The 26,177-nt window shown below is 35.0% G+C and carries 30 protein-coding genes; 11 read left to right on the top strand and 19 right to left on the bottom strand.

The genetic code is table 11. The annotated features are described in order from the left end of the window. Window positions 1-64 precede the first annotated feature (64 nt). The gene (locus FW781_RS07865; protein ID WP_149386905.1) at window positions 65-445 is read right to left on the bottom strand and encodes a VOC family protein; all 381 of its coding nucleotides are present in this window, start codon (window positions 443-445) and stop codon (window positions 65-67) included. Between the two features lie 186 nt (window positions 446-631). Here FW781_RS07865 and FW781_RS07860 point away from each other — a divergent pair, with 186 nt between their 5' ends. Together FW781_RS07860 and FW781_RS07855 are read left to right on the top strand one after the other, a co-directional pair. Beyond that, window positions 632-1,195 carry a TetR/AcrR family transcriptional regulator gene (locus FW781_RS07860; protein ID WP_149386904.1) on the top strand — a complete coding sequence of 188 codons (564 nt, stop codon included), beginning with the start codon at window positions 632-634 and terminating at the stop codon, window positions 1,193-1,195. 40 nt (window positions 1,196-1,235) lie between these two features. After that, complete coding sequence (locus FW781_RS07855; RefSeq protein WP_149386903.1) at window positions 1,236-2,642, top strand: MFS transporter; 1,407 nt, start codon at window positions 1,236-1,238, stop codon at window positions 2,640-2,642. A gap of 12 nt (window positions 2,643-2,654) precedes the next feature. Here the strand turns inward: FW781_RS07855 and FW781_RS07850 are convergent, their stop codons facing one another. The 12 genes from FW781_RS07850 to FW781_RS07795 all read right to left on the bottom strand — a co-directional run bounded on the left by FW781_RS07850 (window position 2,655) and on the right by FW781_RS07795 (window position 12,307). Then, window positions 2,655-3,752, bottom strand: coding sequence for a serine hydrolase domain-containing protein (locus FW781_RS07850; RefSeq protein ID WP_149386902.1), 1,098 nt, complete (start codon window positions 3,750-3,752; stop codon window positions 2,655-2,657). Window positions 3,753-3,853: 101 nt separating this feature from the next. Further along, window positions 3,854-5,095 (bottom strand): serine hydrolase domain-containing protein, encoded by a 1,242-nt coding sequence (locus FW781_RS07845; RefSeq protein ID WP_172625682.1) that lies wholly within the window; start codon window positions 5,093-5,095, stop codon window positions 3,854-3,856. A 146-nt stretch (window positions 5,096-5,241) separates the two neighbouring features. Continuing rightward, window positions 5,242-5,973 carry a class I SAM-dependent methyltransferase gene (locus tag FW781_RS07840; protein ID WP_149386900.1) on the bottom strand — a complete coding sequence of 244 codons (732 nt, stop codon included), beginning with the start codon at window positions 5,971-5,973 and terminating at the stop codon, window positions 5,242-5,244. 178 nt (window positions 5,974-6,151) lie between these two features. Beyond that, window positions 6,152-6,565: an SRPBCC family protein gene (locus FW781_RS07835; protein WP_149386899.1), complete on the bottom strand. Its 414-nt coding sequence runs from the start codon at window positions 6,563-6,565 to the stop codon at window positions 6,152-6,154. A gap of 2 nt (window positions 6,566-6,567) precedes the next feature. After that, on the bottom strand, window positions 6,568-7,071 hold the full coding sequence (locus tag FW781_RS07830; RefSeq protein ID WP_149386898.1) for an SRPBCC family protein: 504 nt from the start codon (window positions 7,069-7,071) through the stop codon (window positions 6,568-6,570). A 43-nt stretch (window positions 7,072-7,114) separates the two neighbouring features. Next, entirely contained in the window at window positions 7,115-7,435 is a 321-nt protein-coding gene (locus FW781_RS07825) for an ArsR/SmtB family transcription factor (RefSeq protein WP_149386897.1), read from the bottom strand. A gap of 129 nt (window positions 7,436-7,564) precedes the next feature. Beyond that, window positions 7,565-7,768 (bottom strand): YqaE/Pmp3 family membrane protein, encoded by a 204-nt coding sequence (locus FW781_RS07820; RefSeq protein WP_149386896.1) that lies wholly within the window; start codon window positions 7,766-7,768, stop codon window positions 7,565-7,567. Between the two features lie 23 nt (window positions 7,769-7,791). After that, the gene (locus tag FW781_RS07815) at window positions 7,792-8,175 is read right to left on the bottom strand and encodes a tetratricopeptide repeat protein (RefSeq protein WP_149386895.1); all 384 of its coding nucleotides are present in this window, start codon (window positions 8,173-8,175) and stop codon (window positions 7,792-7,794) included. 98 nt (window positions 8,176-8,273) lie between these two features. Further along, on the bottom strand, window positions 8,274-8,690 hold the full coding sequence (locus FW781_RS07810; RefSeq protein ID WP_149386894.1) for a DUF1801 domain-containing protein: 417 nt from the start codon (window positions 8,688-8,690) through the stop codon (window positions 8,274-8,276). 72 nt (window positions 8,691-8,762) lie between these two features. Beyond that, window positions 8,763-9,830 (bottom strand): tetratricopeptide repeat protein, encoded by a 1,068-nt coding sequence (locus tag FW781_RS07805; protein ID WP_149386893.1) that lies wholly within the window; start codon window positions 9,828-9,830, stop codon window positions 8,763-8,765. A 43-nt stretch (window positions 9,831-9,873) separates the two neighbouring features. After that, window positions 9,874-10,149, bottom strand: coding sequence for a hypothetical protein (locus FW781_RS07800; protein WP_149386892.1), 276 nt, complete (start codon window positions 10,147-10,149; stop codon window positions 9,874-9,876). Window positions 10,150-10,288: 139 nt separating this feature from the next. Beyond that, entirely contained in the window at window positions 10,289-12,307 is a 2,019-nt protein-coding gene (locus tag FW781_RS07795) for a M3 family metallopeptidase (protein WP_149386891.1), read from the bottom strand. A gap of 198 nt (window positions 12,308-12,505) precedes the next feature. Here FW781_RS07795 and FW781_RS07790 point away from each other — a divergent pair, with 198 nt between their 5' ends. Beyond that, entirely contained in the window at window positions 12,506-13,030 is a 525-nt protein-coding gene (locus FW781_RS07790; RefSeq protein ID WP_149386890.1) for an SRPBCC family protein, read from the top strand. Window positions 13,031-13,065: 35 nt separating this feature from the next. Here FW781_RS07790 and FW781_RS07785 read toward each other — a convergent pair whose 3' ends face one another. Further along, window positions 13,066-13,428 carry a DUF805 domain-containing protein gene (locus tag FW781_RS07785; protein WP_149386889.1) on the bottom strand — a complete coding sequence of 121 codons (363 nt, stop codon included), beginning with the start codon at window positions 13,426-13,428 and terminating at the stop codon, window positions 13,066-13,068. Between the two features lie 130 nt (window positions 13,429-13,558). Between FW781_RS07785 and FW781_RS07780 the strand changes: the two genes are divergently transcribed. The 4 genes from FW781_RS07780 to rimM all read left to right on the top strand — a co-directional run bounded on the left by FW781_RS07780 (window position 13,559) and on the right by rimM (window position 15,951). Continuing rightward, window positions 13,559-14,008, top strand: a complete 450-nt coding sequence (locus FW781_RS07780; protein WP_149386888.1) for a hypothetical protein — start codon at window positions 13,559-13,561, stop codon at window positions 14,006-14,008. 104 nt (window positions 14,009-14,112) lie between these two features. Then, window positions 14,113-14,625: a nitroreductase family protein gene (locus tag FW781_RS07775; protein ID WP_149386887.1), complete on the top strand. Its 513-nt coding sequence runs from the start codon at window positions 14,113-14,115 to the stop codon at window positions 14,623-14,625. Between the two features lie 202 nt (window positions 14,626-14,827). Then, window positions 14,828-15,394, top strand: coding sequence for a 30S ribosomal protein S16 (locus tag FW781_RS07770; RefSeq protein WP_034698991.1), 567 nt, complete (start codon window positions 14,828-14,830; stop codon window positions 15,392-15,394). A gap of 14 nt (window positions 15,395-15,408) precedes the next feature. Beyond that, window positions 15,409-15,951 carry a ribosome maturation factor RimM gene (rimM, locus tag FW781_RS07765; RefSeq protein ID WP_149386886.1) on the top strand — a complete coding sequence of 181 codons (543 nt, stop codon included), beginning with the start codon at window positions 15,409-15,411 and terminating at the stop codon, window positions 15,949-15,951. A gap of 71 nt (window positions 15,952-16,022) precedes the next feature. On the opposite strand, the gene FW781_RS07760 is transcribed toward rimM, so the two are convergent. The 5 genes from FW781_RS07760 to FW781_RS07740 form a co-directional block, all read right to left on the bottom strand. Then, the gene (locus FW781_RS07760) at window positions 16,023-17,681 is read right to left on the bottom strand and encodes a serine hydrolase domain-containing protein (RefSeq protein ID WP_149386885.1); all 1,659 of its coding nucleotides are present in this window, start codon (window positions 17,679-17,681) and stop codon (window positions 16,023-16,025) included. Window positions 17,682-17,769: 88 nt separating this feature from the next. Beyond that, entirely contained in the window at window positions 17,770-18,684 is a 915-nt protein-coding gene (locus FW781_RS07755; RefSeq protein WP_149386884.1) for a helix-turn-helix domain-containing protein, read from the bottom strand. Between the two features lie 101 nt (window positions 18,685-18,785). Next, entirely contained in the window at window positions 18,786-19,625 is an 840-nt protein-coding gene (locus FW781_RS07750) for an SDR family NAD(P)-dependent oxidoreductase (protein ID WP_149386883.1), read from the bottom strand. Between the two features lie 130 nt (window positions 19,626-19,755). Further along, window positions 19,756-20,562, bottom strand: coding sequence for a helix-turn-helix transcriptional regulator (locus FW781_RS07745; protein WP_149386882.1), 807 nt, complete (start codon window positions 20,560-20,562; stop codon window positions 19,756-19,758). Then, complete coding sequence (locus FW781_RS07740; protein WP_149386881.1) at window positions 20,559-21,488, bottom strand: helix-turn-helix domain-containing protein; 930 nt, start codon at window positions 21,486-21,488, stop codon at window positions 20,559-20,561. The genes FW781_RS07745 and FW781_RS07740 overlap by 4 nt, the downstream gene beginning before the upstream one ends. A 296-nt stretch (window positions 21,489-21,784) precedes the next feature. On the opposite strand from FW781_RS07740, the gene FW781_RS07735 reads away from it, so the two are divergent. The 4 genes from FW781_RS07735 to FW781_RS07720 all read left to right on the top strand — a co-directional run bounded on the left by FW781_RS07735 (window position 21,785) and on the right by FW781_RS07720 (window position 26,050). Beyond that, a complete protein-coding gene (locus FW781_RS07735) occupies window positions 21,785-22,411 on the top strand; it encodes an LA_2272 family surface repeat-containing protein (protein WP_149386880.1) in 627 nt (208 codons plus the stop codon). A gap of 2 nt (window positions 22,412-22,413) precedes the next feature. After that, a complete protein-coding gene (locus tag FW781_RS07730) occupies window positions 22,414-23,487 on the top strand; it encodes a fatty acid desaturase family protein (protein ID WP_172625681.1) in 1,074 nt (357 codons plus the stop codon). A gap of 25 nt (window positions 23,488-23,512) precedes the next feature. Beyond that, window positions 23,513-24,154: a hypothetical protein gene (locus FW781_RS07725; RefSeq protein ID WP_149386878.1), complete on the top strand. Its 642-nt coding sequence runs from the start codon at window positions 23,513-23,515 to the stop codon at window positions 24,152-24,154. A 153-nt stretch (window positions 24,155-24,307) separates the two neighbouring features. Next, entirely contained in the window at window positions 24,308-26,050 is a 1,743-nt protein-coding gene (locus FW781_RS07720) for an AraC family transcriptional regulator (protein WP_149386877.1), read from the top strand. Window positions 26,051-26,177: the final 127 nt, after the last annotated feature.

Genomic DNA, 26,177 nt, shown 5'->3' with positions numbered 1-26,177 from the left:
TAATGAAAGATACAAAATATGCCTCAATCTTATTTAAAAAAATAATATGTATCGAATGGTATACCTATTTTATCGTTTCATGCAGTGCAATTCTGTTTCCTTCTGAGTCTTCAAATTCTGCTACAGCAAAACCATACTTTTCATCTGTTTTCTTAGGATAAAGAACAGAACCTCCATGTTCTACGGCCTTCTCCAGGGTATGATCAATACTCTCTGTTTTAAAATAAATAATGACACCGCTTCTGGAAGGTTTGTAGACATCTCCTTTAGCTAAAGCACCTGTAATGCCACTGTTTTTTTCTTCAAAAGGAAACAAAGCCATCTCATAACTGTCGATAATTTCTTTCTCAAAGGTAAAGTTGAAAACAGAAGAATAAAACTTTTCAGCACGTCCAAGATCATATACAGGAATTTCAAAATATACAACAGGATTGGTCGGTTTCATATTTTTTACAGCGTTATTTTTTTGTGACTGACTGCAAGATACTGCTATTAGCAATAGGAATAGGAAAAACGGAGACCTTGATTTCATGACAGTGGAAATTTCTTTATCTAAAATAAAGTTTTTATCTGTATTTTAAAAATAGATAGACTTATCTATTTTTTGTTTAGATTTGTAAAAAATTTCACGATGAAAAAAGAAAAAGTACGCGAGAGAATTATCAGGGTCGCTTCAGATTTGTTTTATAAGCAGGGGTACAATTCTACAGGAATTAACCAGATTATTGCAGAAGCTGATATTGCTATTGGCTCACTATACAACCACTTTTCATCTAAAAATGATCTTCTTCAGGCATATCTCATCAAAGAAGAATTGGAATGGTTTGAAGGGTTTGAAAACAGTACATCCAAAATTTCTGACCCAAAAGAAAAACTTCTGGCACTCATTGATTACAGGAAGAAGCTGCAGAAGACCTCAAAATTTGCAGGATGTCATTTTATAAAAATAGTTTCCGAAACAGGAGAAGGAAACCCTTCTGTCTCCGGTTTTGCCAAACTGCATAAAGAAAAACAAAAAGATCTGATAAAAACACTTGTAACAGAGTATGGAGCGCAGGGGCAACCTGCCGATACCGATTTAATAGCAGAAAATATTTTCCTGTTAATAGAAGGGGCGGTTGTGACTTCCACTATCAACAAACAAAATGATTCTTTTGATCAGGTGAAAAAAATTGTTCAGGGTTTACTACCCTAAATTTTTTTAAATATTAAAAAATAGATATATCTATATAAATATGAAATATAAGTATTTGAAATTATTGGTTATACTCTTTGGTCAGCTGTTGACGATCATGGATATTTTTATCATTAATGTGTCTATACCTTCAGTACAGCGTGATCTTCATGCTTCCAGCGGAGATATGCAGTTTATGATTGCAGCTTATCTCATTGGGTTTGCTTCTTTTCTGATTACAGGAGGCCGGCTGGGAGATCTGTATGGAAGAAAAAAAATTTATATCATCGGATTAATAGCTTTTATGGTGAGTTCTGTTGCTTGCGGAATTTCTGCAGGAGCAGAACAACTTGTTATTTTTAGATTTATGCAGGGGATAAGTGCTGCAATGATGGCTCCGCAGGTCCTTTCTATGATTCAGATTTTATTTCCTGTTCACCATGAACGGACAAAAGCAATGGGATGGTACGGGATCACTATTGGAATAGGAACCATTCTAGGTCAGTTTCTCGGAGGATACTTTTCATCTCTTACGATTATGGAAGAGTCCTGGAGACTTATTTTTCTGATGAATATTCCTATATGCCTGCCCGCAGTTTTCCTGAGTCTGAAATTATTGAATGAATCTAAAATTTCAGTAAAGCAATCTCTCAATATGGGCGGGGTTGTAACACTTTCTGCAGGATTGTTTTGTGCTGCCTATGCCCTGACAATGTCTGAGCATGAAGGATTTTATTTTAAAAACGCCTCGCTGGTGGTCATTTCAGCCGGAATTATTTTCAGTTTTATAAAAAATCAGAAGAAGAGAATACAAAATGAACGTTCTTATCTGATTGATTTTGAACTGTTCCGTTTTAAAAATTTCAATCTGGGTATTGTGGCAGTTTCCTTCTTTTTCATTATGCTGGATTCCTACTTTTATATTCTGTCACTTTTTTTTCAGGACGGACTAAAGATCAGTCCGTTAGAAGCCGGAGAAATTATTGTTTTTCAGGGACTTGGGTTTGTGCTGGCATCCGCGGTTTCTGTAAAATTGATTTTGAGATATGGAAAAAAGGCCCTGATTGCAGGGCTCAGTTTTATTATTGTGATTCTTATTCTGCAGCTGTTTTTATTCAGAATACAGACCGGTTTTCCCGTTTTATGGCTGCTGTTATTTTTACATGGGCTGGGAGTGGGGTCAATTATTCCTTCGCTGGCCAATATTGCCTTGTCTGGAATGCCTGAAAAACTTATTGGAAATGCATCCGGGGTTTATAACACCTTCCAGCAGATTGCTGCCATTATTGGAATTGTTGCAGTAGGAAGTATTTTCTACTATTTTCTGGGAACAAAACCTGCAGTACAAAATTATCACAATGCGTTCTCAATTGCCGTACTAATCAACATTCTCTGTCTGATTTTTGTGATTGTTTCTGTTGTTAGAGTTCCCAATGATGTTCTCCCTGAAATGAAACGTGAAAAATAATCAGATTACCTTTTAAGGCTTTTTTGATGAGGTTTTTATTTCGCTCAATGTTGCTTTCGCGATATTTCTGGTAACCTCAGTAGGGGAGTGGCAGTCACAGTTGCTGAATCCTATCACATAAATATCTTCACCGGGAATATAGACCCCCATGCTTTTAAATCCAAATACACTTCCACCATGTTCCCGGTCAGGGATTCCATTGATATCTTTCAGATGCCATCCATATCCGTAGGTAAATTCTTCCCCATTATTCAGTTTATATTTTTGAAACGCTTTTTGGGTTTCTGCTGGATTCAGGAGAGTATTCTTAAGTAAAGCCTGCTGCCATTTCAGCATGTCATCTACAGTAGACATCAATGATCCGGAAGAAAAAGGAACACTGAAACTGATAACCGTTTTATTTACAAATCCCTGTTCTTTTTTGTGATAGCCATAAGCTCTTTGAGGAATCACTTTTCTATCCGAAGCATAGTAAGAATGAGACATTCCTGCTTTATCGAAAATATTTTTCGTGATAAAATCTTCATAAGAAGCTCCGGAAACAAGTTCAATGATATAACCTAAAACTACGTATCCGGAATTGTTGTAATCAAACTTTTCTCCCGGAGCGAAATCTACAGGTTCATTTTTGAAAAAATCAACCATTTCTTGAGGCTTCATCTCTTTTTGGGCAATAGAAGAAAGAGATTTCATTTTGGTGAAATCTTTAATTCCCGATGTGTGGGTCAGAAGGTGATGAATGGTAATCTTATCTCCGTTAGGATAATCTTTGATATATTTTGAAATGGGATCGTTGACATTGAGCTTTCCTTCCTGTTCCAGCATCAGAATAGCCACAGCGGTAAACTGTTTTGTCATAGATCCGACCTGGAATACATTCTCCGGAACCATATTGACGTTGAGTTCAAGATTGGCTTTTCCAAATGCTTTCCGATACAGATTTTTTCCATTTTGAGTAATCAGGAAAACACCGCCAGGTTCAGCTCTATTTCCGAATTCTGCCTGGATAATGCTGTCAATTTTCTTTTCGTATCTTTTTGTCTGAGCACCCATTGTAGAAGCTAAAAATGGAAGTAAAACAAGAGAGGTTATCAATTTTTTAATAATCATAGGTATGTAATTTGTTATACAAAGATATGATATATTTTTATTACTATGTTATGCAATATAGTAATTTGTTTTTTTAATTTTTTAAATTGATTTGTGTTTGATTATTGTATTCTTTTGGTATTTAATTTAACACCGGTTGAAATGATGATCAGATGATATTGCTGATCGCTGCCCTTTAAAAACTGATAACCGTCTTCAGATTTAGGATTATCAAAAAAAGAAGTTGCTGATTCAGGATAGATTTTGGTCTTTTCGCCGTCTTTGTCGAGTATATACAAAAAATGACCTTCTAAGATAATGCTGAAAATTTGCGATTGGTCCGCTTCAAGAGCAAACTTTCCAGTGTATTGCTTAAGAATTTCATCAGGAACTTCAATTGCTTTTTTGTTAATCTTCTGAGGAATTGTATAAGATTGGCCATTCAAAAGATGAATAATATCTTCAGTCACTTTTTGAAAAGGAATATCGGTAAAATTGGAAGTGAAAATAAATGTGATTCCTGATTTCAGGTCCTGATAATAATACGCTCTGTAGCCGGGTCTGCCACCAGCCTGTATCAATTGGCTGTTTTTTCCGAACATTTTCAGGACAAGGTCTTTTCTGAGGTTCTTTCCGGAAATAAGCTGCTGGCTGAAGCTGTACAAATCGTCGGTGGTCGAAAAATAATTTCCGGTTTCAAACCGATTGATATTGGTATGGGAAACAGGGGTTATCCTACCATTTTCACCCGAAAATCCATAGGCGAAATCAGATAGTGTTTGAGCAGTATTAAACTCCCCTGTATTCTTTAATTTATATTTTTTGATGATTTCTGTTTGGATGAAATTCCAGTATCCTTTATCAGATAGTTTATCAATGACATAGTGCAGGATAAAGTATCCGACATTTGAATATAATGTCTGGGTTCCTGGCTCGAACTGCAGGGATTCCTCTCGTGCCAGTTCTATAATTTTTTCAAGACTGAGATGGTCATATTTTTCATACTCTTTGATTTCCCTTGGAAGCCCGGACTGATGAGACAGAAGGTGTTCAATAGTAATTTTTTCACCATTGGGAAAATCTTTGATGTATTTATTAAGGGGATCGGATAACTTCAGTTTTCCCTGTTCAGCCAGTTTTAAAATTCCATATTTTACAAAAATCTTTGAAACAGAGGCAATAATGAATTTACTGTTTTTATTGACTTGTAAAGCTTTGTCTGCGTCCTGAATAGTATAGGTTTTATCGAGAAGAAGGATGTTATTTTTAGCAATCTTTACATTCCCATTGAAATTTTTCAGATCTGTAAGTGCCGTGAAATATTGATCCAGTTCCTTCCCATATTGTTGAGCAGGACAATGCATTGAAAAAATAAAAATGAAAAAAAAAGTGAAAGGCTTCATGTTTTTTGATTGACAATGAAGCAAATATACATTTTAATCACTTACGAATCTTTCTAATAATCAGGTAATTCAATGCAGGGGAAATTCTCTGTATGACAGGTCAAAAATTATTTTTCAGCAGAGATTAACAGCATCATCGGCCTGCGGAGTTCTTCTTTCATCTCCGGAATTTCTTTCAGCATTTCTTGACCTGGTTCCGGTTCAATAACCTCTTTGATTTTAAAACCGTGTTTTAATAAAGTATTTAAATAAGAAGTTAAAGTACGATGGTATTTGATCACATTTTCTCCTAGAAAAGTGGTATTCCTTTTTCCTTCTATAAAATAACGGTCTACGGGCCAACAGGTTTTTTCACCGTTTTTATCATATATCCAGTCCTGACCACCTTCAGCAGTGAAAACAGGATGTTCCACTGAAAATACAAAAGTTCCTCCGGGACTCAGCCACTTGTAAATATGCTGAGTAATAGTATCGAATGATGCTACATAATGTAACGTGAGTGAACTCAAAATGATATCAAATTTTTCAGCAGGATAGTCAATATCTTCCAAAGCTTTCCTTTCATATTGAATTCCTTCCATGTTATTGATTTCCTGAGCTTTTGCCAGCATTCTTTCCGAAAGATCAATTCCGATTACAGATTGTGCACCATTTTCCATGGCATAACGGCAATGCCATCCAAAACCACAGCCGAGGTCAAGAATATTTTTTCCCTGAAAATCGGGCAGCATATTTTTCAAGGTGTGCCATTCTCCGGCTCCCTCCAATCCTATCTGAGAACGGAGCATTTTTTCGTACTGGTCAAAAAATGACGGATTGTCGTATTTATTTTCTTTCATAGCATAAAGAAATTGAGGGTTCTTTAATTAATGTCTCTTTCTGATATCACACCAGGGACTTCAGAGTTTGAAATGTAAATTTACAACAATATTGGAGTTCATAGGTTTCCGGTCACTGAAAAGTAAAAGCTGAATGTAAAACATCCAGCTTTATATTAACTTTCGATTGAAACATTTTTTAATTCGATTCCGCATACTTTTTGAAATTATCAAGAATCGCCTGCCAGCCTCCTTTCTGCATTTCTTCAGGGTTTTGATTTTCCGGATCGAAAGCCACGTCTACGTGTGTTTGACCCTCTTTTTCTTTAAAGTCAACTTGTACCTGTCTTCCGTCTGGCATGGTATACTTAAAGTTTTCACCATCTTTTATTTCATCATAAACCGCTTCAAAGTCGAAACCGAAACTTCCGTCTTTAGCTTCCATTCTTGCTGCATATTTTCCGCCTACTTTCATATCGTTGGAAGCAGAAGGACAATGCCATGAAGGATCAGCAAAGTTCCATTGGGTAATGTGTTCAGGATTGGTATAATAATTCCATACTTTTTTTGCATCTGCGTTAATGGTAGCAGAAACTGTGATTTTGTGGCTCATTTTTATTGATTTAGTGTTAGTAATAATTCGTCAAGTTTTTCCAGTGTGGCCTTCATTCCCTGTTCCATACCCATCTCGATGATAGTTTCCAGATCGGTTAAGGATTGGTAGGAGACAATAGTTTCTACAAGGGTGTTTTCATTTTTATCAGTAAAAGTGACCACCCATTCTGCCTGAGGTAAATCTGTGTTGATTTCTCCTTTTTCATTACAGAATGCATCACCTGAAGTATAGGAATCAATTGGATTGATCTTGTGATAACTTACCCAGCCCCAATATTCTGTTCCATTGGGTTCTACCATAGCATAATGCCAGTGTCCGCCTTCATGAAATTCCATTGATTTTGTTTTTGTGGTCAGTGGTTTAGGAGCAAACCATCGGTCAAGAAGCTCACTCTTTGTGTAACAGTCCCAAACCATTTGTCGGTTAGCCATAAACTCACGTCTGATAGTTAATGTGTTCTTCTCCTTGTCTGCAAGAAAATCGAACTGAAGATGATTTTTCATAATAATATTTTTTAGTTTGTTTTGGTTAAAACAATTTTAATCTTTATTTCTGCTGACTTTTCAATGTTGTCAGTAAAGTATCTAGCTGGTCGAAACGGCTTTCCCAAATCTTTCTGAATTGTTCCAGCCAATGATCTATTTCTTTCATTTTATCAATTTCTAAAAAGTAATAAATTTCTCTTCCCTGATAATTTTTGGTTACCAATTCACACTCAGTCAGGATTTTCAGATGTTTTGAAACGGCCTGTCTGGTAATATCAAAATGTTCTGCTATCGCATTGGGGGTCATTGCCTGTGCTACGATTAGTGCAATAATAGCCCGGCGGGTAGGATCTGCTATAGCCTGAAAAATATCTCTTCTCATAAGTGGCAGTTTTTAAATGAAACCATATGGTTGCAAATATATGCGCAACTTTTCGGTTTCACAAGTTTTTTTTGAAAAAAATTACAAATCAGAGTTTATAAAAAATATGGTAAGTGTAATTTCTCCGATTTATTTTTGGTTCTTTCGCATCGCTTTAATCAGCTTGTCATTACGTCTATCTGCTCTTTCATTGTTTAAAGAAAGAACAGCCCAAATTGCTGCGGGCAGCCATCCGATCAGAGTGATCTGTAAAATCAGGCAGACAATTCCGGTGAGAACTTTTCCGCGGACCATGAAGGATAAGAAGGGAAGTAATATGGCTAGTAACATGATTTTAAGTTTTAATTGAACTGATTTTAACGGGATTGAGGATCAAAATAAGCTTTAAAAGTAAGCGGATCTTCAGTTTTATCTTCAGCTTCTTCAAGATATTCTAAATATTCTTCCTGATGTTTTTCCATATAAACAAGCACAATAGCCAGGTTTACAAACAGATTTTTGTCTTTAGAACCTAATTCCAAAGCCGCATTTAAATACTCCAGCGCTTTTTCATTTTCTCCCATATCGGAATAAACAGCACCAATATTAACCAAAGCCGAGGTGTTTTCAGGCTCAATAAGTAAGATTTCATCCAGTTCTTTGATTAGTAGATCATTCAAAGTGTCCCAATGGTCTTCATTTTCCCATCTTTTAGCCTGGAGTTTTTTTACGTTTTCTAGTCTTTGGGGTATAGTGCTCATTATTTAAAATTACAGAATGGATGTTTGTTTTGTATGCTGTACAAATTTAGCTTTCTTAGAACAGATATGTTCGTTTTTTTATACGATTAAAAAAATTATTATTTAAGCCCATCCAGTATGGCAGCCTTCAGGATTTCAATGTTGATATCTTTCAGTGCTTTGAATTTAATGCAATATCCGGTTACACTGGCTTTACCTATTTTATCTCCATAGGTGGTAGACAGATAGGCTTTATCATCAATGTTGAGAACATAAATAGAGATTCCGGTGGTGTTGGCACTCATTCCAATCTGATAGAAATCTCTGGTTTTTCCGTCGGTATATTGTATGGTATAGAATCCATATCCGATATTGGGATTGGAAACCGTTTTATTTTCACTGTTTTTACCATCCAGAAACCACAGCTGGCATGCCGGCATAATCTCCAGGATGATTTGGTGGAGATCCAGCATATCATTGCGCTTCTTTTCAGGTTGACTGTGGATATAATCTTTGATTTGTTCTTGAATATTCATATGAAATTTAGATTATTTTGTATTGTAGAAAATCCTGATTGATATTAACTTTATATTATGTAAGAGCTCTTTTTAGTTGATAAAATGGAAAAAGTTTCTTTCATTTATATTGATACTATTTTCATTCTTAGTATACCATTCTACAAATTTATTATATTCAGTTTCATTTTTTTGAAACCAGCTTGAAAATTCATCTTCAGCCCCCATTTGAAATAAATAATGATTGTAGGCATCAAAAATATTATTTTTAGACATCAGATCCTGGTAGTCGAAAAGTATATTTGGATAATCTTTGTTGTCTTTTTCGAAATATGATTTCAAGAACCCCTGTCTTACTTTGGATAATGTATCCAGATTGAATTCTTCTGCTTTTGAATGTAATAAACCATAAATAAACCACTTACCAAACATTAAACATAAAGGAAGGTTTTTGTCTGTTGGGGTCATACTCATTTGCTTACAAAGATTCAGTTCTTTCATCTCTCTGTTTTCAAATACTATCGAATTTTTATAAGCATCAAATAAATTTTTACTCATTTCTCTAGATCTATCAGTAGTTCTTTCAAGGTTGAGAAAAATTTCTCCATAAATTAAACCAGGAACTTTATCATCAGAATTAAGATAAAGGTTTGCAATTCTGTAATAATTAGATGGATATTTTGGGTCTACAGAAATTCCTTTTTGATAAGATGCAATAGCTTTATTGTACTCTTTTTCTAGTTCATAAACGACTCCTTTTTCCAGATATAATAATCCTTTATTTGGAAATTTTTTAATTCCTGAATCATAGATTTCTATTGCTTTTTTTGGGTTATTAAGATTATCATAAGAATTTCCCCAAAGTGAATAAAGCTGAACACTTACCTCTTTATAGTTTTGTAATTTCTCTGCAATTTCTATTGCCTTTTTATAATCCTTTTTTAAATAATTAGCGTACGCAATTTCGTAAGGATAATTAAAATTTTCAGGATCTAATTTTTGACTTTCCTCAAGCAGCATAATGCTCTCTTCAATCTTTCCGTTGTCCATTAGCTTAATGGCTTCATTACCTTTTTGCAGGGCAATTTCTTTATTGTTTTGAGCTAAAGATAAATTACTTAAGAGAACGGTTAAGACTAAAATTTTGAATGTATTTCTCATGGAAAAAGTATTTAGAGTATGGTTATTTGTCGTGTTTTATTTTTTAATACTGAGTTTTAGTTTTCTGTTCATTCACGTAATATCCTTCTGGCCAGCTATCCATTCTGTCCATCCAGATACTCTCTCCATTTTCTGTGACCAATAGAGCACCAAGCTTCATATTTATTGTTTTGCCAGTAAGAGTTAGGCTTTTACCAATGAATTTTTTCAAATCTTCATTTTGCAGATTTTCTTTTGCCGTTTCTTTTGGGCTTGAACAGTCATAAGTGCCAAATAAACTGAGAATTAAAAATCCTTTTATTATCAGTGATCTTCTCATAATTTTTTATCAATTAATTTGAACTTGTATAGGCTGGCTAATTTATACATTTTCATGGAGGTATTAAGGTCAAAAAAAAAAGAACAGCCAATGCTGTCCTTTTTATATTTATTTTTTTGTCACAATCTGAATGTATATCCTATCCAAATGCTCTTTTCAATAAGCTTTCCACTTTCGGTTCACTGCCTCTGAAGCTTTTATACAATTCCATTGGATCTTTTGTTCCCCCTGAAGAAAGCAGGACTTTATATTTGGCTGCAATCTCAGGATTGAAGATTCCGTTTTCCTTGAAATACTGGAAAGCATCTGCATCCAGAACTTCAGCCCATTTGTAAGAATAATACCCGGCAGAATATCCGCCCTGGAAAATGTGGGAGAAACTTGGGCTCATTGCCGTTTCAGAATTGGAAGGATAAAGCGTTGTTGCTTTGGTATACTTATCTTCAAACTCCTTTACACTTTCATTTTCTAATTCTTCAACTTTTGTATGATAATTCATATCCAGAAGTCCGAAACCTAGCTGTCTTAAGGTTTGATAACCTTCCATGAAGTTTTTAGACTGTTCTATCTTTTCAATTTTCTCGTCGGGAAGTACTTCTCCGGTTTTATAATGTTTAGCAAAAGTTTTTAAGAACTCAGGCTCATAACAGAAGTTTTCCAGAAACTGAGATGGAAGTTCCACAAAATCCCATTTTACAGAAGTTCCTGACAGCGTAGGATATTGGGTATCTGCCATCATCCCGTGAAGAGCATGTCCGAATTCATGGAATAAAGTAGTCACTTCCTGGAATGTCAGTAAGCTAGGCGTATCTTTTGCCGGCTTGCTGAAGTTACAAACGATTGAAATATGCGGACGGGAATTCTCCCCGTTTTGTTTATACTGGTTTTTGTAGCTGGTCATCCATGCACCGGCTCTTTTCCCTTTTCTTGGGAAATAATCAACGTATAATAGAGATTTGTAAATTCCGTTCTCTTTTACTTCATATACTTTTACATCTTCGTGGTATTTCGGAATATCATTTCTTTCCTCAAAAGTCAATCCAAAAAGTTTTCCAGCCAGCCCGAATACAGCATCCTGTACCTGATTGAGCGGGAAGTAAGGTTTTAATTCCTCATCATTCAGATCAAATTTCTCTTTACGAAGTTTTTCAGCATAGAATGCGTGATCATAGCCCTGCATTTCTTCAATTCCATCAGCTTTTGCCAGAGATTTTAATTCTTCAATTTCTTTGTCAGCATAAGGTTTTGCTTTGGCTAAAAGTTCATTTAAAAAATCAAGAACTTTTACAGGAGATTTCGCCATTCTTTCTTCCAGAACGAAATCTGCATAATTTTTATATCCTATAAGCTCAGCTTTCTGCTGTTTTAAATTCAGAAGTTCTTTGATTAGATTCTGATTATCAAATTCTCCTCCGTCAAAAGACTTTTTACCATTTGCTAATGCCAGTTCCTTTCTCAGTTCGCGGTTTTCAGCATACGTCATGAACGGAATATAGCTTGGATACTGTAATGTTATTACCCAGCCTTCAAGATTTCTTTCTTTAGCTTCCTCTGCATATTGTTCAATGATAGCCTCAGGTATTCCCGCAAGATCTTCTTTATTGGTAATGTGTTTGAAATAAGCATTCGTAGAAGCCAGAACATTCTGCCCAAACTGTAAAGATTTTAAAGAAAGGTCCATGCTGATTTTCTTTAATATTTCTTTATCTTCCTCATTCAATAAAGCCCCGCTTCTTACAAAACCTTTGTAGGTCTCATTTAAAAGCATTTCCTGTTCTTCATTAAGATTATACTTGTCCTTTTCATCATATACTTTTTTGATTTTGTTGAAAAGAGCTTCGTTTTGAGATATTTTTGAAGAATATTCCGTTAAGATCGGAGAAACCTCCTGAGCGATTTGCTGAATTTCATCGCTGGTCTCTGCAGAATTTAAGTTGAAAAAAATATTTGAAACCACATCCAGCTGCTCTCCGGAATAGGCCAGTGCTTCGACTACATTTTCGAAGGTAGGTGCTTCAGGATTATTGACAATGGCATCAACTTCTGCTTCTGATTTTTGAATCAGTTCTTTAAATGCAGGTAAATAGTCTTCATTTTTAATATCACTGAATGGTGCCGAATGATAAGGAGTGGTAAATTTTTCTGTTAATATATTCATTTTTTGATCTTTTTTATAAGGTAAGCGTAATGATTCATCAGGAATCACAGCTGAAACGCTCAAAAATAATGCCTTACTCACAAGTTATGACAAAAATACTTATCTTTAAATAATCTTGTCATATGGAAAGTGGGAGTGATGTGGGAATATTTAATTTTGAGAACAGATTTAAAATAAATAACCTTAAATATATAGACTATGAAAACACTCTTAAAAATCATCGGTGCCATCATCGTGCTGATTATTATCTATGCTGTAATTGCGATGCTGGCTTTCAGTAAAGATTACCATTATGAAAAATCTATTGTCATCAATGCACCAAAAGATAAAGTATGGCAGCATACCAATTCTTTAAAAGCATACAATACATGGGATCCTTTTTCTAAAGAAATCAAAAACTTCTCTGTTACTTACTCAGGAGCTGGAGACCAGATAGGTGATTCTTATCACTGGAAAGGTGATGACAGCGAAGGGGAGCAATCCATTACTGAAATTATACCTAATGAAAAACTGGGTACCCAGCTTCATTTCATAAAACCTTTTGAAGGTACAGCCAAAAGTAATATTGTGCTGACTCCTGAAGGAAGCGGAACAAAAGTAACCTGGATGATTGATAATGAACTGAATACCATGATGAAGATCATGAAACCTATGATGGATAGTAATATGGATAAAATGTTTGGCCAGGGTCTGGGAGATCTGAAGAAACTTGCTGAAAAATAAAATGAAAGCCTTGTAAATTTTACAAGGCTTTTTTATTACAATTCTTTTCTACCGATCTCGTTGATCGAGTTATAGTTTCCTTCACCCTTAGGATTAGGTCCATATTCATTAGGTCCGTGGTCACTGTCTGCGAATAGCATCCATAAACCATACAAAGGAATTAGTTGAAACCAACCTGAATTTCCTCTGTCATGGCATCTTTTTGCTCCCTGTGCAATAAGAAACCAAAGAAATGGAATTAATAAAAGGAAGAAAACTATAGTAACACCCCCGGATGGCTGTTCGTTAGTCTGAAAATAAAAATTGAAAGGAACAGAAAATACAAGATATATGAGATATGATAATCCATACTCTGTTCTTCTGATTCTTCCATCAAATGAAAATGGTGCTTTAAACATGGTTTTAGTTTTAAAAAAACAAAGCTAGAAAATATTTTTAAAAATGATGAACTATTTTGCAATCGTTTTTTATGTTAAGTGGCAGAAATATTATTCTAAAAATATTATCTTTATATAAAGAATCGATTCTATGGAGAAGATTGTATTTGAAAAAAGCGAGATCAGAGACTTTGTGAAAACTACTATCGCGGAGAAAATTGAGAAGCTTAAAAACTTTATCGAATTTACCCTTGAGGCCAGCCGTGACATCAAAAAAACTCCAAAATATGACAGTATGAGAGAAGAGATGCAGGAGGAGATTTATCAGATGCAGCGACAGCTGGGGGCTTTGAATGATCTTAAAAGAAATATGGCAAAAGTTCTGAATACAGCTACAGGAAAAGTACAGCTTGGCTCGCTGGTGATTACCAACAAAGCCCGGTTTTATATATCAGTGTCATTAGGGGAATTCTTTTTTGAAGGAGACCGGTTTTATGCCATCTCTCCGGAAAGCCCCATGGCCAAAAAAATGATGGGCATGAAAGCTGGCGATGAGTTTACTTTGAACAAAATTCATCAGAAGGTTATAGAAGTTTTGTAAACGTAAAAAGTAATTTTGACAAACTTCCGGCATTTATCACCCGGCCAAACATTAAACTTCCTTCATTCCGCTTCCTGCTTCCATCTTTTTCGTAATTTTGTTATATGAATAAAGCATCCATTTTAAAAGAAATCATAGAGCAAAGAAGAAGTATTTTCCCAAAAGATTATACTGATACAGAAATATCTCAGGAAGTCATTGATGAAATTTTACATTCAGCAACACTGGCTCCGAATCATAAAAGAACAAAGCCTTGGCGTTTCAAGATCTTCAAAGGGGAAGAAAAAGCAAAACTGGCTTCAGAAATGCAGTCTATCTATAAAGCTACACAACCTGAACAGACTTTTTTGGAGAAGAAATACCATGATATCGGTTTTAAAATTAATAAAGCGGATGCAGTAGTTTCCATTGTGGTCAACTTCAGCGGAATGGTTCCTGAATGGGAAGAAATAGCCGCTGTTTCAATGGCGGTTCAGAATATGTATCTTACCTGTACTGCGAATAATATCGGATGCTATTGGAGCTCTCCTAAAATTGTAGAAGAGCTGAAAGATTCTCTTACTATTGAAGAAAACCAGAAGTGTCTGGGACTTTTCTATATGGGGGATTTGTCTTAAAATAGTCCCGATCAATCGGCCTATCTGAGATCTTTTTCTTTGTAAAAGAAGAAAGCGAGCAACGAGAGCAGGTTTCCGCTTTTGGAAAAAATAATTTGAATTCATAAAACTTTTTACCAGGAGCTTTTTACTTCAAACTTTTTTACTATCTTTGCACTCTTAAATATTTAACTGGGACGAGTTCCCGTAAAATTCAAACATTATGTCAGTAAAAATCAGATTACAAAGACACGGTAAAAAAGGAAAACCTTTTTTCCACATCGTGGTTGCAGATTCTAGAGCTAGAAGAGATGGTAGATTCATCGAAAAACTAGGAACTTACAACCCAATTACTAACCCGGCAACTATCGAATTGAACGTTGATTCTGCTGTACAGTGGTTAAACAACGGTGCTCAGCCTACTGATACTGCTAGAGCTATCCTATCTTACAAAGGTGCTCTTTACAAAAAACACTTACAAGGTGGTGTAGCTAAAGGTGCTTTTGACGAAGCTGAAGCTGAAAAAAGATTCAATGCTTGGGTAGAAGCTAAAGATTCTAAAGTACAAGGTAAAGTAGAAGGTTTAGCAACTGCTAAAGCTGATGCTAAGAAAGCTGCTTTAGAAGCTGAAGTAAAAGTAAACGAAGCTAGAGTTGCTGCTGCTGCACAAGCTGAAGCTGATGCTAAAGCTGCTGAAGAGGCTGCAAACGCACCTGCTGAAGAAGTTGTTGCTGAAGCTACAGAAGGAGAAGCTCCTGCTGCTGAAACTGAAGAAAACACTGAAGCTTAAGACCAAACCCTGTTATGCGTAAAGAAGATTGCTATTTTTTAGGTAAAATCACACGCAGACATGGACTTGCGGGTAACGTAATCCTTAAATTGGATACCGATCAACCCGAGCTTTACAATAAATTGGAATCAATATTCGTTGAAATCAACGGATTATTGGTTCCATTTTTTATTGAAAAATCATCATGGAGCAAACTTGATGCTTTGAATCTTGCCCTCAAAAACTCTTCTGAGGCTATGATAGATCAGGTATTGGGTAAAAATGTTTACCTTCCGCTTGCTTCACTGCCTAAACTTTCGGGAAAACAATTCTATTACCACGAAATCATTGGATTTGAAATTTTTGATCAGAATGATAATAACTGTGGGGTGATCAGATCTGTAAATGATCAGACGGCACAGGTATATTTCATTACCAATCTGGATGGAAAAGAAGTGGTGATTCCTATGATCAAAAACTGGATTCTTGAAGTTGACAGAGAAGAAAGAATCATAAAAATGGAACTTCCTGAAGGTCTTATTGATGTTTTTCTGGTTCCTTCTAAGAAAGACGAATAGATTATTTTGCAGAAGCAATAAGCAATAAGCTTTTCTTTTTCCCTATATTATTACTCATTACTGATTATTCATTACTCATTTTTACCACCCATCATCAAGGCGGGTAAAAGATATTCCTGTACCATTTTTTCGACTTGTGAGTGAGCATAAGGCTTATTGTAAGCTTGTGCGGTAATCACTATTACAATCGGTATATTGGTGAAGATGATGATTTTGTTGCCGCCATTTCCGCTGGATTGGAAAGCTTCATAACTGCTGTTTCCCACAGTATAAACTTTCCTCCAGAATAAATATCCATAACCTTCAAAATTCTGATGATCCGGAAAATAATTGGTAAAAGATTTCTTAACCCAATCTTTATTTAAAATAGTTTTCCCGTTCCAGATTCCGTTATTTTTATACAATTGCCCGAATTTTGCAAAATCAAGAACTTTCATACGCAGTCCTCCCGCCAGAGAAGGTTTTTGCTGTGGAGTAAACTGCCATTTATAATTTGTAATTCCAAGAGGATGAAATAACTTTTTATCTGCATAGTTTTTTAAGCCTTGCGGAACAGTTTTATCCAGAATATCTCCTGTTACCACAACTCCGGCAGTGAAGTAACTCCAGTTTTTTCCTATCGTATTCTCTGTCATTGGCAGATCCAATGTGAAATTCACCCAGTTTTCGGTAGGATACATATTCTCTTCATTTCCGGCAGATTCAGAGTTTTCATCGTTTCCTTCAAATCCGGAACTCATGGTCAATAAGCTTTTTATGGTAACGTTCTCTTTTTGGGTAGAATAATTTTTAAACTGTTTAAGATTGTAAAAATCCTTCAATTTTTGATTTTCACTTTTTAAATATCCTTCCTTGATTGCAATTCCCGTTAATGCTGAGGAAAATGATTTCCCTACGGAACGGGTATCCTGTAAAGAATCTCTTCCTGAACCGTTGAAATATTCTTCAAGAAGCAATTTTCCATCTTTTACAATGACAATTCCGGTTATATTTTTAAACCTGTTTTCTGCAATTTTTTTATTCAGATTTCTGATAGTTTCTGTATTGATCTTTTCCTGAGAAACCTTCCATTCACTGCTGGGCTGGATAGACTGAACAGCGATCTGCTTTTCTGAGATATTTTGGGAAGGAATACTGAGCTTAATCTGGCCTTCTGCGATAACAGGTCCTGTCTTGATTGCAGAAGTATTGAGATACGGACGCATTTCAATTTTTAAAATATGATTTCCTTCCGTGAGAGCATCAATTCCGTTATGGGCCATATAGAACCGCATCCATAGATATCTTCCCCATGAATCTTCGTTTTTACTGCTCAGAAGAGGAATTCGCAATGTAGTTTTGACTTTTTTATTATCTGCCGTACCTGCACCTGTATTGAGATTTTCTTTATAGATCAGTTTTCCGTCTACATAAAATGAGAAATGATAATTTCCGTTTTTGAGCAGTTCATCAATAGTCAAATTGGGTTCAAGCTGATGAAGGTAGTTGACAAGAGAATTGTCAAAAAAAGCGTGAATTCCCAGATCTCCGTTTTCCTGAAATACAAAAGAAGTGAGAAAGTCCGAATCTTTTAAGTTTTCAAGTGCAACGGTTTTGTTAAGGAAAATAATTTTTCCGATATTATTTTTTTGAACCGGATATTCAATTTTTTCAGAATCAGCTATGTTTTTATTTTGTCCAGGATAAAAATAAAATGTGAAAATAAAGATCAATAATAGAACTGGTTTCATTATAAGAAGTATTTAAACAAAAGTAACAAACTTCCTAATGGTAAAATAGAACGAAATTAACATTGCTACTTTATTATTTACATCTATTCTAATTGAATAGTTTTCTAAATTCTCCGGGAGACTGATTCGTCTTTTGTTTAAAGAGTTTACTGAAAGACTGCGGATGTTCAAATCCCAGTTCATAAGCAATCTCACTTACAGATAAATTGGTTGTACTCAAACGTTCTTTGGCTGAATCAATTAATCTATTTTGAATATGCTGTTGTGTATTTTGCTGCGTGTGCAAGCGGAGTAAGGTTCCGAGATAATTAGGAGAAATATTCATCTGTTCGGCAATACATTTCACGGATGGAATACCGTTTTCAAGAAGATTTCCGTTTTCAAAATATTGGGAAAGAATGTCTTCAAACTTATACAGCAATTCATGACTTGATTTTTTTCTGGTGAAAAACTGCCGTTCATAAAAACGGTCAGAGTAAACCAGTAATAATTCAATTTGAGCAATGATCAGTTCCTGTGTGAATCTGTCTGTATTTGACTGATATTCCCGTTCAATATTTTGAAAAATATCAACAAGGATTTTCTCTTCCCTATCGGAAAGAAAAAGTGCTTCTTTTACCTGATAGCTGAAAAAGTCATAAGATTTTATTTTCCTGGTTAATGAAGTATTCCAAAGAAAGTCAGGATGAATAAGTAATAAAAATCCAGTGGGTTCTACTTCAACATCCGGATTGATTTCAAGACTTAAATATTGCTGGGGTGAAACAAAACACAGCACTCCAGAATTGAAATCATACTGTTGCTGCCCATAGTTGAACTTGGGACTGACATTTTTTTTCAGGCCAATTGAATAAAAATTCTGAATCCACTTCAATTCATTATCATCTACTACATACCGGACTTTGCTGTAATCTACCAAACTGATCAATGGATGCTCAGGGTTGGGAAGACTACAAAAAGCATGAAAATCTGAAATAGAATTAAAACGAACAGGCTGTTTCATAATAGCGAAGTTAGGTGTTTTTGTAAAAAGTATAACGTATTGATTCAAAAAGTCTCCGACTCTGTTATGAATAAGCAGAGCCGGAGAATATTATGACAAAATCAGATCGCAGTGGAAACAGTCAGACTTTCCCATTTCTCAGCGTCTTTCTTTAAAATATCAATTTTATTATTCAGAAATTCCATCGTTCCTACACCTAATAATAAATGTACCGGCGGATTTTTCTCTTTACTGATCTGAATCAGTACATCAGCTGCCTTTTCCGGATCATTAGGCTGGTTTCCATTGATGTCATTAAGGTGAGCCTGTTCAGAATTTCTTGCAGCTTCATAAGCCTGAATAGGATTAGCAGGTGTTTTCACAGAATCTTTAGTTAAAAAATCTGTACGGAAATATCCGGGATACACAACGGTAGCATGAATTCCGAAATCTTTTACTTCTTCAGCCAAAGCTTCAGTAAATCCGGCAACCGCAAATTTTGTTGAACAGTAAATTCCCCAACCGGGAAAATTAGCAGAATACCCTCCAACAGAAGAAATATTGAAGATGTTTCCAGATCTTTGCTCACGCAGATAAGGCATCGCATTTCTGATCACATTTAAGGTTCCGAAAACATTCACAGCGTAATTTTCTCTTGCTTCTTCATCCGAAAGCTCCTCCAAGGTCCCGATTTGTCCATAACCTGCATTGTTGACAACCACATCAATTCGTCCGAAATGTTCAACCGTTTTGGCAATGGCAGATTTTATATCGTCGTTGTCTGTGATATTTACGCTAAGCGGAAGGAAGTTTTCAGAAGTTTCTCCAATGGTGGAAATCAGGGATTCAACGGTACGGCTTGTGGCAGCAACCTGAAATCCTTCGGATAATAATTTTTTTACCAACTCGAATCCTAAGCCTTTTGAAGCTCCTGTCACGAACCATACTTTTTTTGTTTCCATTTTTAAATATTTTTTTGTTTAAATGATGGTACAAAGATGAAAAGTTACAGGAGGGAAAATGTATCCAAATCGGGGAATGATGTATCCAAATCGTGAATGATAATTTATCTCCTTTAAATTCAGAAGGATTTTAATGAATTTTCAGAAGATTCCTGTATTTCATGGGTGTAATTCCGATATTTTCTTTGAAACATCTGGTAAAATGACTCTGATCTGAAAAGCCACATTCCAAAGCAATATCCGTTAATGAAAAAGAGGAATGGAGAAGTTCCATTGACTTGTTAATCTTTAATTTTCTGAGGTATTCACCCAGGTTGCAATGGAAATATTTATGAAAATCCCTGCTTAAATGGATAGGATGAATGTTCAATGTTTTGGAAAGTTCTGTAAGATTGAGACTTTCTGTAAAGCTTTCATGTAAAATTTCATTGATCTGACCTACCCAGACAGGTTTTCTATCAGCTATTTCCTTCTGATGGGTCAATTGACTGAAAAGATGCAATAATAACTGATTGACAGCTATTTCAAAAGATAAATCATTGGTTTTCGTTTCTTTGAACATCTGATAAACCAGTAATTTTAGAGCGGGATCTTTTATATTAAAACTGCCATCCACTCTGTTTTTCTGAATGTCAAAATGGTCAAACCAGCTTTGCGAGAGTTCAATGTGAAATCCTCTTGTAAAAATATCCGGTTTAATATTGTAATGTGGATCTTCCCATTGATGGTACAATAATGTTCCTGTAGAACAACCATAGGTTTCTTTTCTGTTTCCTTCTGTCATATTGCCCTGAAGCAAAAAAGTGAAGTAAGAATTTTCATGATAATGCCAGTCTACGAAAGGATGTGTATATTCCGTATCAGTGATTGTTAATCCCTCTAAATTGACCAGTTGATTGGTTTCTCCAAAATATTCGCCTTTACGAAGAGTATTCATGATAAATTCTGTTTTAATCGGTCAATCTGTTCATACATTTTATTAAAAAACATTTTCCTTTCCCGGTTTCCGGATTCATTCAGTGATCTGGAATTTTTGATCTGATGCTCAAAATAGCTTAGAGAATCTTCACAGGTGATTTTATCATTGGTCATCATGTATCCGAACATGCTGAAAGGAACAAAAAAGGAACATTGCTGCTCATTTTTGAATAAAATACTGTTGTTTAAAATTACTAAATCATTGACATATATCTGGAAATTAGTTTTTTCCAGTGTTTTAATTTCGAGATTTTCCAGTAATTTCCTTAAGTCATCAAGAATAAGATCCACATCATTTTTTTTAACCAGTCCCATCTCGTAGTAGAACGAGATTTGTCTCAAAGCGCTCATAATGGTGGTGTCATTCCAGATTTCGGTTACGTTTTGTTTATCATAAAGATCTTTCAGCATGTCATTTTTTACTGAATGATACTCCATCTTAAACTCATGAAAAGGACTTAAAAATTTGTCCTGATTCAGTAAATTCATCCAGACATAAAATTTGAAACGGGATAGTATTGAATCTGAAATGGTATAAAAAAACGGGATGTCTTTTGCGGAATAAAATACTTTAGAATTTGTAAGATCCTGAAAAACGTTTAAAATTTTCAACGAGTTTTCGAAATAGTTTAAAAGATCTTCGGTGGTTCTTACAGGCTGTGTTCTTTTCACTACTAATTGGTTTTCTGTTCCCAGGAACTGATCCAATGAGATCTGATAGTACTTGGCAAGCTCCAGTGCTTCTTCAAAGCTGAATTTGGCTTTCAGAGAAGTTCTTCTGTGGGCCGCATCATAACTGATATTGAGAATGTTGGCAATCTCATCATTTAAAGATTTTTCCCCGATTTTTCTTCGGATTTCCTTCAGTAGAGCTTCCTGGTGCATGGTTTTGTGATTTTCACAAATGTAGTATTTTTTGTGGAAAGAGCTTTGATTTTCTGGGAGTAGAAATATTTGCGGTGATTTGGAATTCTGTTTAAAAAAGGCTGGAAGCCTGAAGCTGGGAGAAGGGAAGTATTGAAGGTGGAAAGCTTCCAGCCCTAATATGAAAGTAAAGTCTCATTCCCTTCATCTACATATTTGTGATTTTCGCAAATAGTGTATTTTTTTTAATTTTTTTTCACATTCGGAACTGAGTCTTCTGCTGATAATTTTGAACTGTAATTTTAAAATAACGAGTTATGAAAACACGAATTTTATTAATAGCAGTTCTTTTATTCAATAGTCTGGCTTATGCATCAGACAGTGTGAAAGTTGATTCTTTGAAACCGAGATTGCTCGCTGCCTCACCCTCAAAGAATGTCAGAAATGTCAACGGAATTTTATTTAAATATTATGATGAAGAAGATCATTTTAAACCTAAAAAAGTAAATGGATTAGGTATGGGATTCAATGTTATAGGGCTTTTTCTGCCGCCGTTGATGCTTTTCAATTTACAGCCGCCGGGCAATTATGATTATGTAGTGGTTCCTCGTGAAAAGATGAACAAAATCAACGGACTTCAATTGTCTCTGATCAATATGGAACCTACCGTCACCAATGGTCTGGAGATCAATGTTTCAAGTAATATTGATACATACGCGGTGACCAACGGAATGTCTGTTTCTCCGTTTTTTAATCTTCATCATGAGATGAAAGGAGTTTCTGTAGCGCCATTGGCTAATGTTGGTCAGAAATGCAGAGGAATACAGATAGGATTATACAATAAATGCAGTGATTTCAGAGGGATACAGATTGGCGGATGGAATGAAAACGGGAAAAGAAAATTTCCTCTGATCAACTGGAATTTTAAATCATTAAAACAATGATGATGAGACCAAAAATCAGATTTAAAAAAGCAACCTCTCCCTTTTATTCAGAATTACGTGAAGAGGTGAAAGTATTACTGACAGACGAAGTGACAAAAAAGGCTGGCAGATTGATGATTACGAAATTTTTGTTCTATTCTTTGGGCTTTCTGCTGTTATATGCTAATCTTTTTAATCCTTATATGGAAGATAAGAATTGGCTGGTAGCCTTGAATTATATTATCTTAGGTCTTACAGGAATATTATTAGCCTTTAATTGTGCCCATGACTGTGTACACAATACATTTTCCAGGTATAAAAAAGTGAATCAGATTATTTATTATATCACATTTAACCTGCAGGGAGTAAATGCAAGACTGTGGAGAAAAAGGCATATTGCATCCCATCATGTGTTTCCTAATGTGGATGGCTGTGATGCGGATATTGATGATAATATTTTTTTACGGCTTTCTGCGCATCATCCCAAAAGGAGAATCCATGTTTATCAGCATTTATATGCTACTGTGCTGTATTGCTTTTACACTTTGCATTGGATTGTGATCAAAGATTTTATTTATGTCAGGAAAAAAGAGTTGGCTAACCTTAGAAATCAGACGCATTCATTCGTGTCTGTAGCGGAAGTTGTTCTTCTAAAATTCGCTTACTTCACCTATATGTTGGTTTTACCCATGTTTTTTACTTCCATTCCGGTGATGACTATTCTCTTCTCTTTCATCATCATGCATGTTACGATTTCATTATTCTTTGTGCTGACTTTGATTATTTCCCATCTGAGTCTTGAAACAGATTTTCCAAAAGCGGATGATGCAGGATTTCTTCCCTATGATTATTACGAACATCAACTCGCTGTATCTTTGGACTATCATCCAACCAGCAGATTGGCCAACTGGATTTTTGGAGGATTTAATTCCCACGCAGCACATCATCTTTTTCCCGGTTTGCCACATACGGTTTATACGGTTATTACTCCTGCTATTCAAAAAGCAGCGGCAAGAAATAATTTTCCATATCATGAAAAGAGTATAGTAGATGCTGTAATCTCACACTATCAGTATCTCAGAAAGTTAAGTAAATGATATTAAACCATTAAATAATTAAACCATGAAAAATTATAAACTGATCCTGTTTTTATTGATCTTTCCGGTACTTATTTTTTCACAAAATATTGCAGCCGACACGTTGAAGATCGACAGTGAAGATTCTTTTGATTATAAAAAATATTATGACTGCGATTTTGGAGAAGGGAATGTTTTGATTGTGATCAAAAAAGGAAAAGAATTTACAGACCTTACAGATTTAAGAAAATCAGGGAAAGGATTTGCCATTAAAATGGAAGCCATCTACAGTATGGAATTTACGGATGGAAAGAGATATGAATCAAGTGTAGTGAAAAAAATTACACAAGACAGTCTTTCAATCACGAATTTTTTTAACGAAAATGCGGCTAAGCTTGCAGGACAACCCTTCACGTTGATTGCTTATCCTCTTTCCTCTTTGAAATATGTCCGTTTTATTGATGACCGGATGCTGTCTCTGTACGGTAAAAAAAATATCCAGAAAAATTTTGATCTGATCGTAAAGAAGATGGACCGTGCGAAAATGTGCCCTGCTATTATTCAGTTTAAAGACAGAAACGGAGAGATGAAAGTCTGTCATTTCTACCTTACCTCTCAGGGTTATGATCTTTTGTATGAAAATAATGGAAGAGTATATTATCTGGAAGGTAGAGTAGAATGGAAATAACTGTTGAAGAGAGTGCAGTCTTCATACTGTACTCTCTTTTGTGAGTTTATCAGGATTGGTTTTTATAAAATTATTCCCCATTCACGGAAAAAAGTGAAAGGATTGGTGCATCTACTGAAGAAAAATAATATTTTTGTAATATAGCTAGGATGAATGATGAAAATAAAACTTTTACTACTGTTTTTGATTTTCGGGAAGGTGTTCTTTCATGCACAACCCAATAATATAGAAAAAAATATCTCAGAACATCGTACTTATGAGGAATTGGAAAAAGAATTCTATGGCAGCCGTATAGGGGAAGGAAACAGTAAAAGTATTGCAGACTCTTATCTTAAAAAGGCAAAATCTGAAAAAAATATCAGTCATATTGCTGAGGGATATGTTATGCTTCATTTCGAAGAGAACTTACCTAATGCTTTAAAATATCTTGACAGCTTACAGCATATTACCCAGAATTCTAAAGAAAATACCTATCCGGCCAGAACTTATCTTTTAAGAGGAAATCTTTATTTTAGAAATGATAATCTCCAGTCTGCATTGAATAATTATATTCTGGGACTGAAATATGCAAAGGAAAAAGGAAATAAAAGGCAGATTGCCATGGCACATATCAGTATTGCCTATCTGAATAATTATATTGGAAAACATGCGGAAACAGCCAAAGTACTAAGACACTATGCCTATGATGCTGATTATATGAATGAGGTTGAGAAGAACTCCCTCAAACTGAATTTGGCTGATGCTTACATAGAAATTAATAAAATGGATTCTGCGTATGTATTGATACAAAATGGCTTGCAGGATTCCAAAAAAAATAAAGATGTTTACCGTTATTATCAGAATCTTGGGTTGCTGGGATATTATCATCTGCACTCAAAAAATTATCAGAAAGCTATTGATGGTTTATTGGAGTGTGAAAAATATTTTTTCACCAATAATAGTGGCAGTAAAAGGAACCAACATTATACTCTTTTATATTTAGGGAAATCCTATGTCGGGCTTCAGGAAAAAGAAAAAGCGGTAGACTTTTTCCGGAAGATTGATTCTATGGTTCTTAAAACAAATTATATCTATCCTGAACTGAGAGATGTATATACTTACCTTATTGATTATTATAAAGAAAACGGTGATAAAGAAAAACAGCTGTATTATGTGGATCGCTTTTTAAAAGTTGACCAGGTTCTGGATACTCAATTCAGATACATTTCCAGAGAATTGCCAAGAAGATATGATACGCCGGAACTTCAGCAGGAGAAAGAAAATATTACCAATGAGCTTACAAAAAGGAAGAGCCTGTTTTATATTGTTTTAAGTCTTTTGCTTATATCACATTTATTATTTATCAACGTTTATTTTAAATATAAAAAATCCGAAAAAAATTATAAAAAGATTGCCCAGGATCTTATTCAGTCTGTTAATGAAAACAGAGTAGGAAAGAACAGTAACTCTGAATTCAACAAAGAAACCCTGTCTGAGTCTCTTCCGATAGAAAATACAGTAAATTCAGAAGACAGAACATCCAGAACAATTTCTGAAGATATTGCCCAAACCATTTTAAGAGAACTTGAAATTTTTGAAAACAAAGATCAGTTTTTAAGTAAAGGAATTACATTGGGAAGTCTCGCCAAAAAAATAAAAACAAACTCTAAATATCTGTCGGAAATTATCAATACTTACAAAGGGAAAAATTTTGCGACGTATCTTAACGATCTCCGTATTGATTATGCGATCAGCAGATTGGCTAATGACAGAAAATTCAGGTCTTATAAAATTCCATTTATTGCCGAAGAATTAGGATATAATAATGAACAGGCTTTTACTTTAGCCTTCAAAAAACGAACCGGAACCCCTCTTTCTATCTATCTGAAAGAGATTGAAAATATGTCTTCGAAATAGATTTAATTTATTGATATTCATTTGTTTGGTATTTATAGATTCATGATTTTAGGTATATAAATTTATGAATCTATAAACCATTCACTTGTTTCATTATTCCACTTCCTGCATCTTTGCTTCAGGTAAA

The sequence above is a fragment of the Chryseobacterium panacisoli genome (assembly GCF_008274625.1).
In the GTDB taxonomy this organism is placed as follows: domain Bacteria; phylum Bacteroidota; class Bacteroidia; order Flavobacteriales; family Weeksellaceae; genus Chryseobacterium; species Chryseobacterium panacisoli.
Note: the sequence above shows the minus strand (reverse complement) of the source record. Positions and strands in the feature narration are given on the sequence as shown.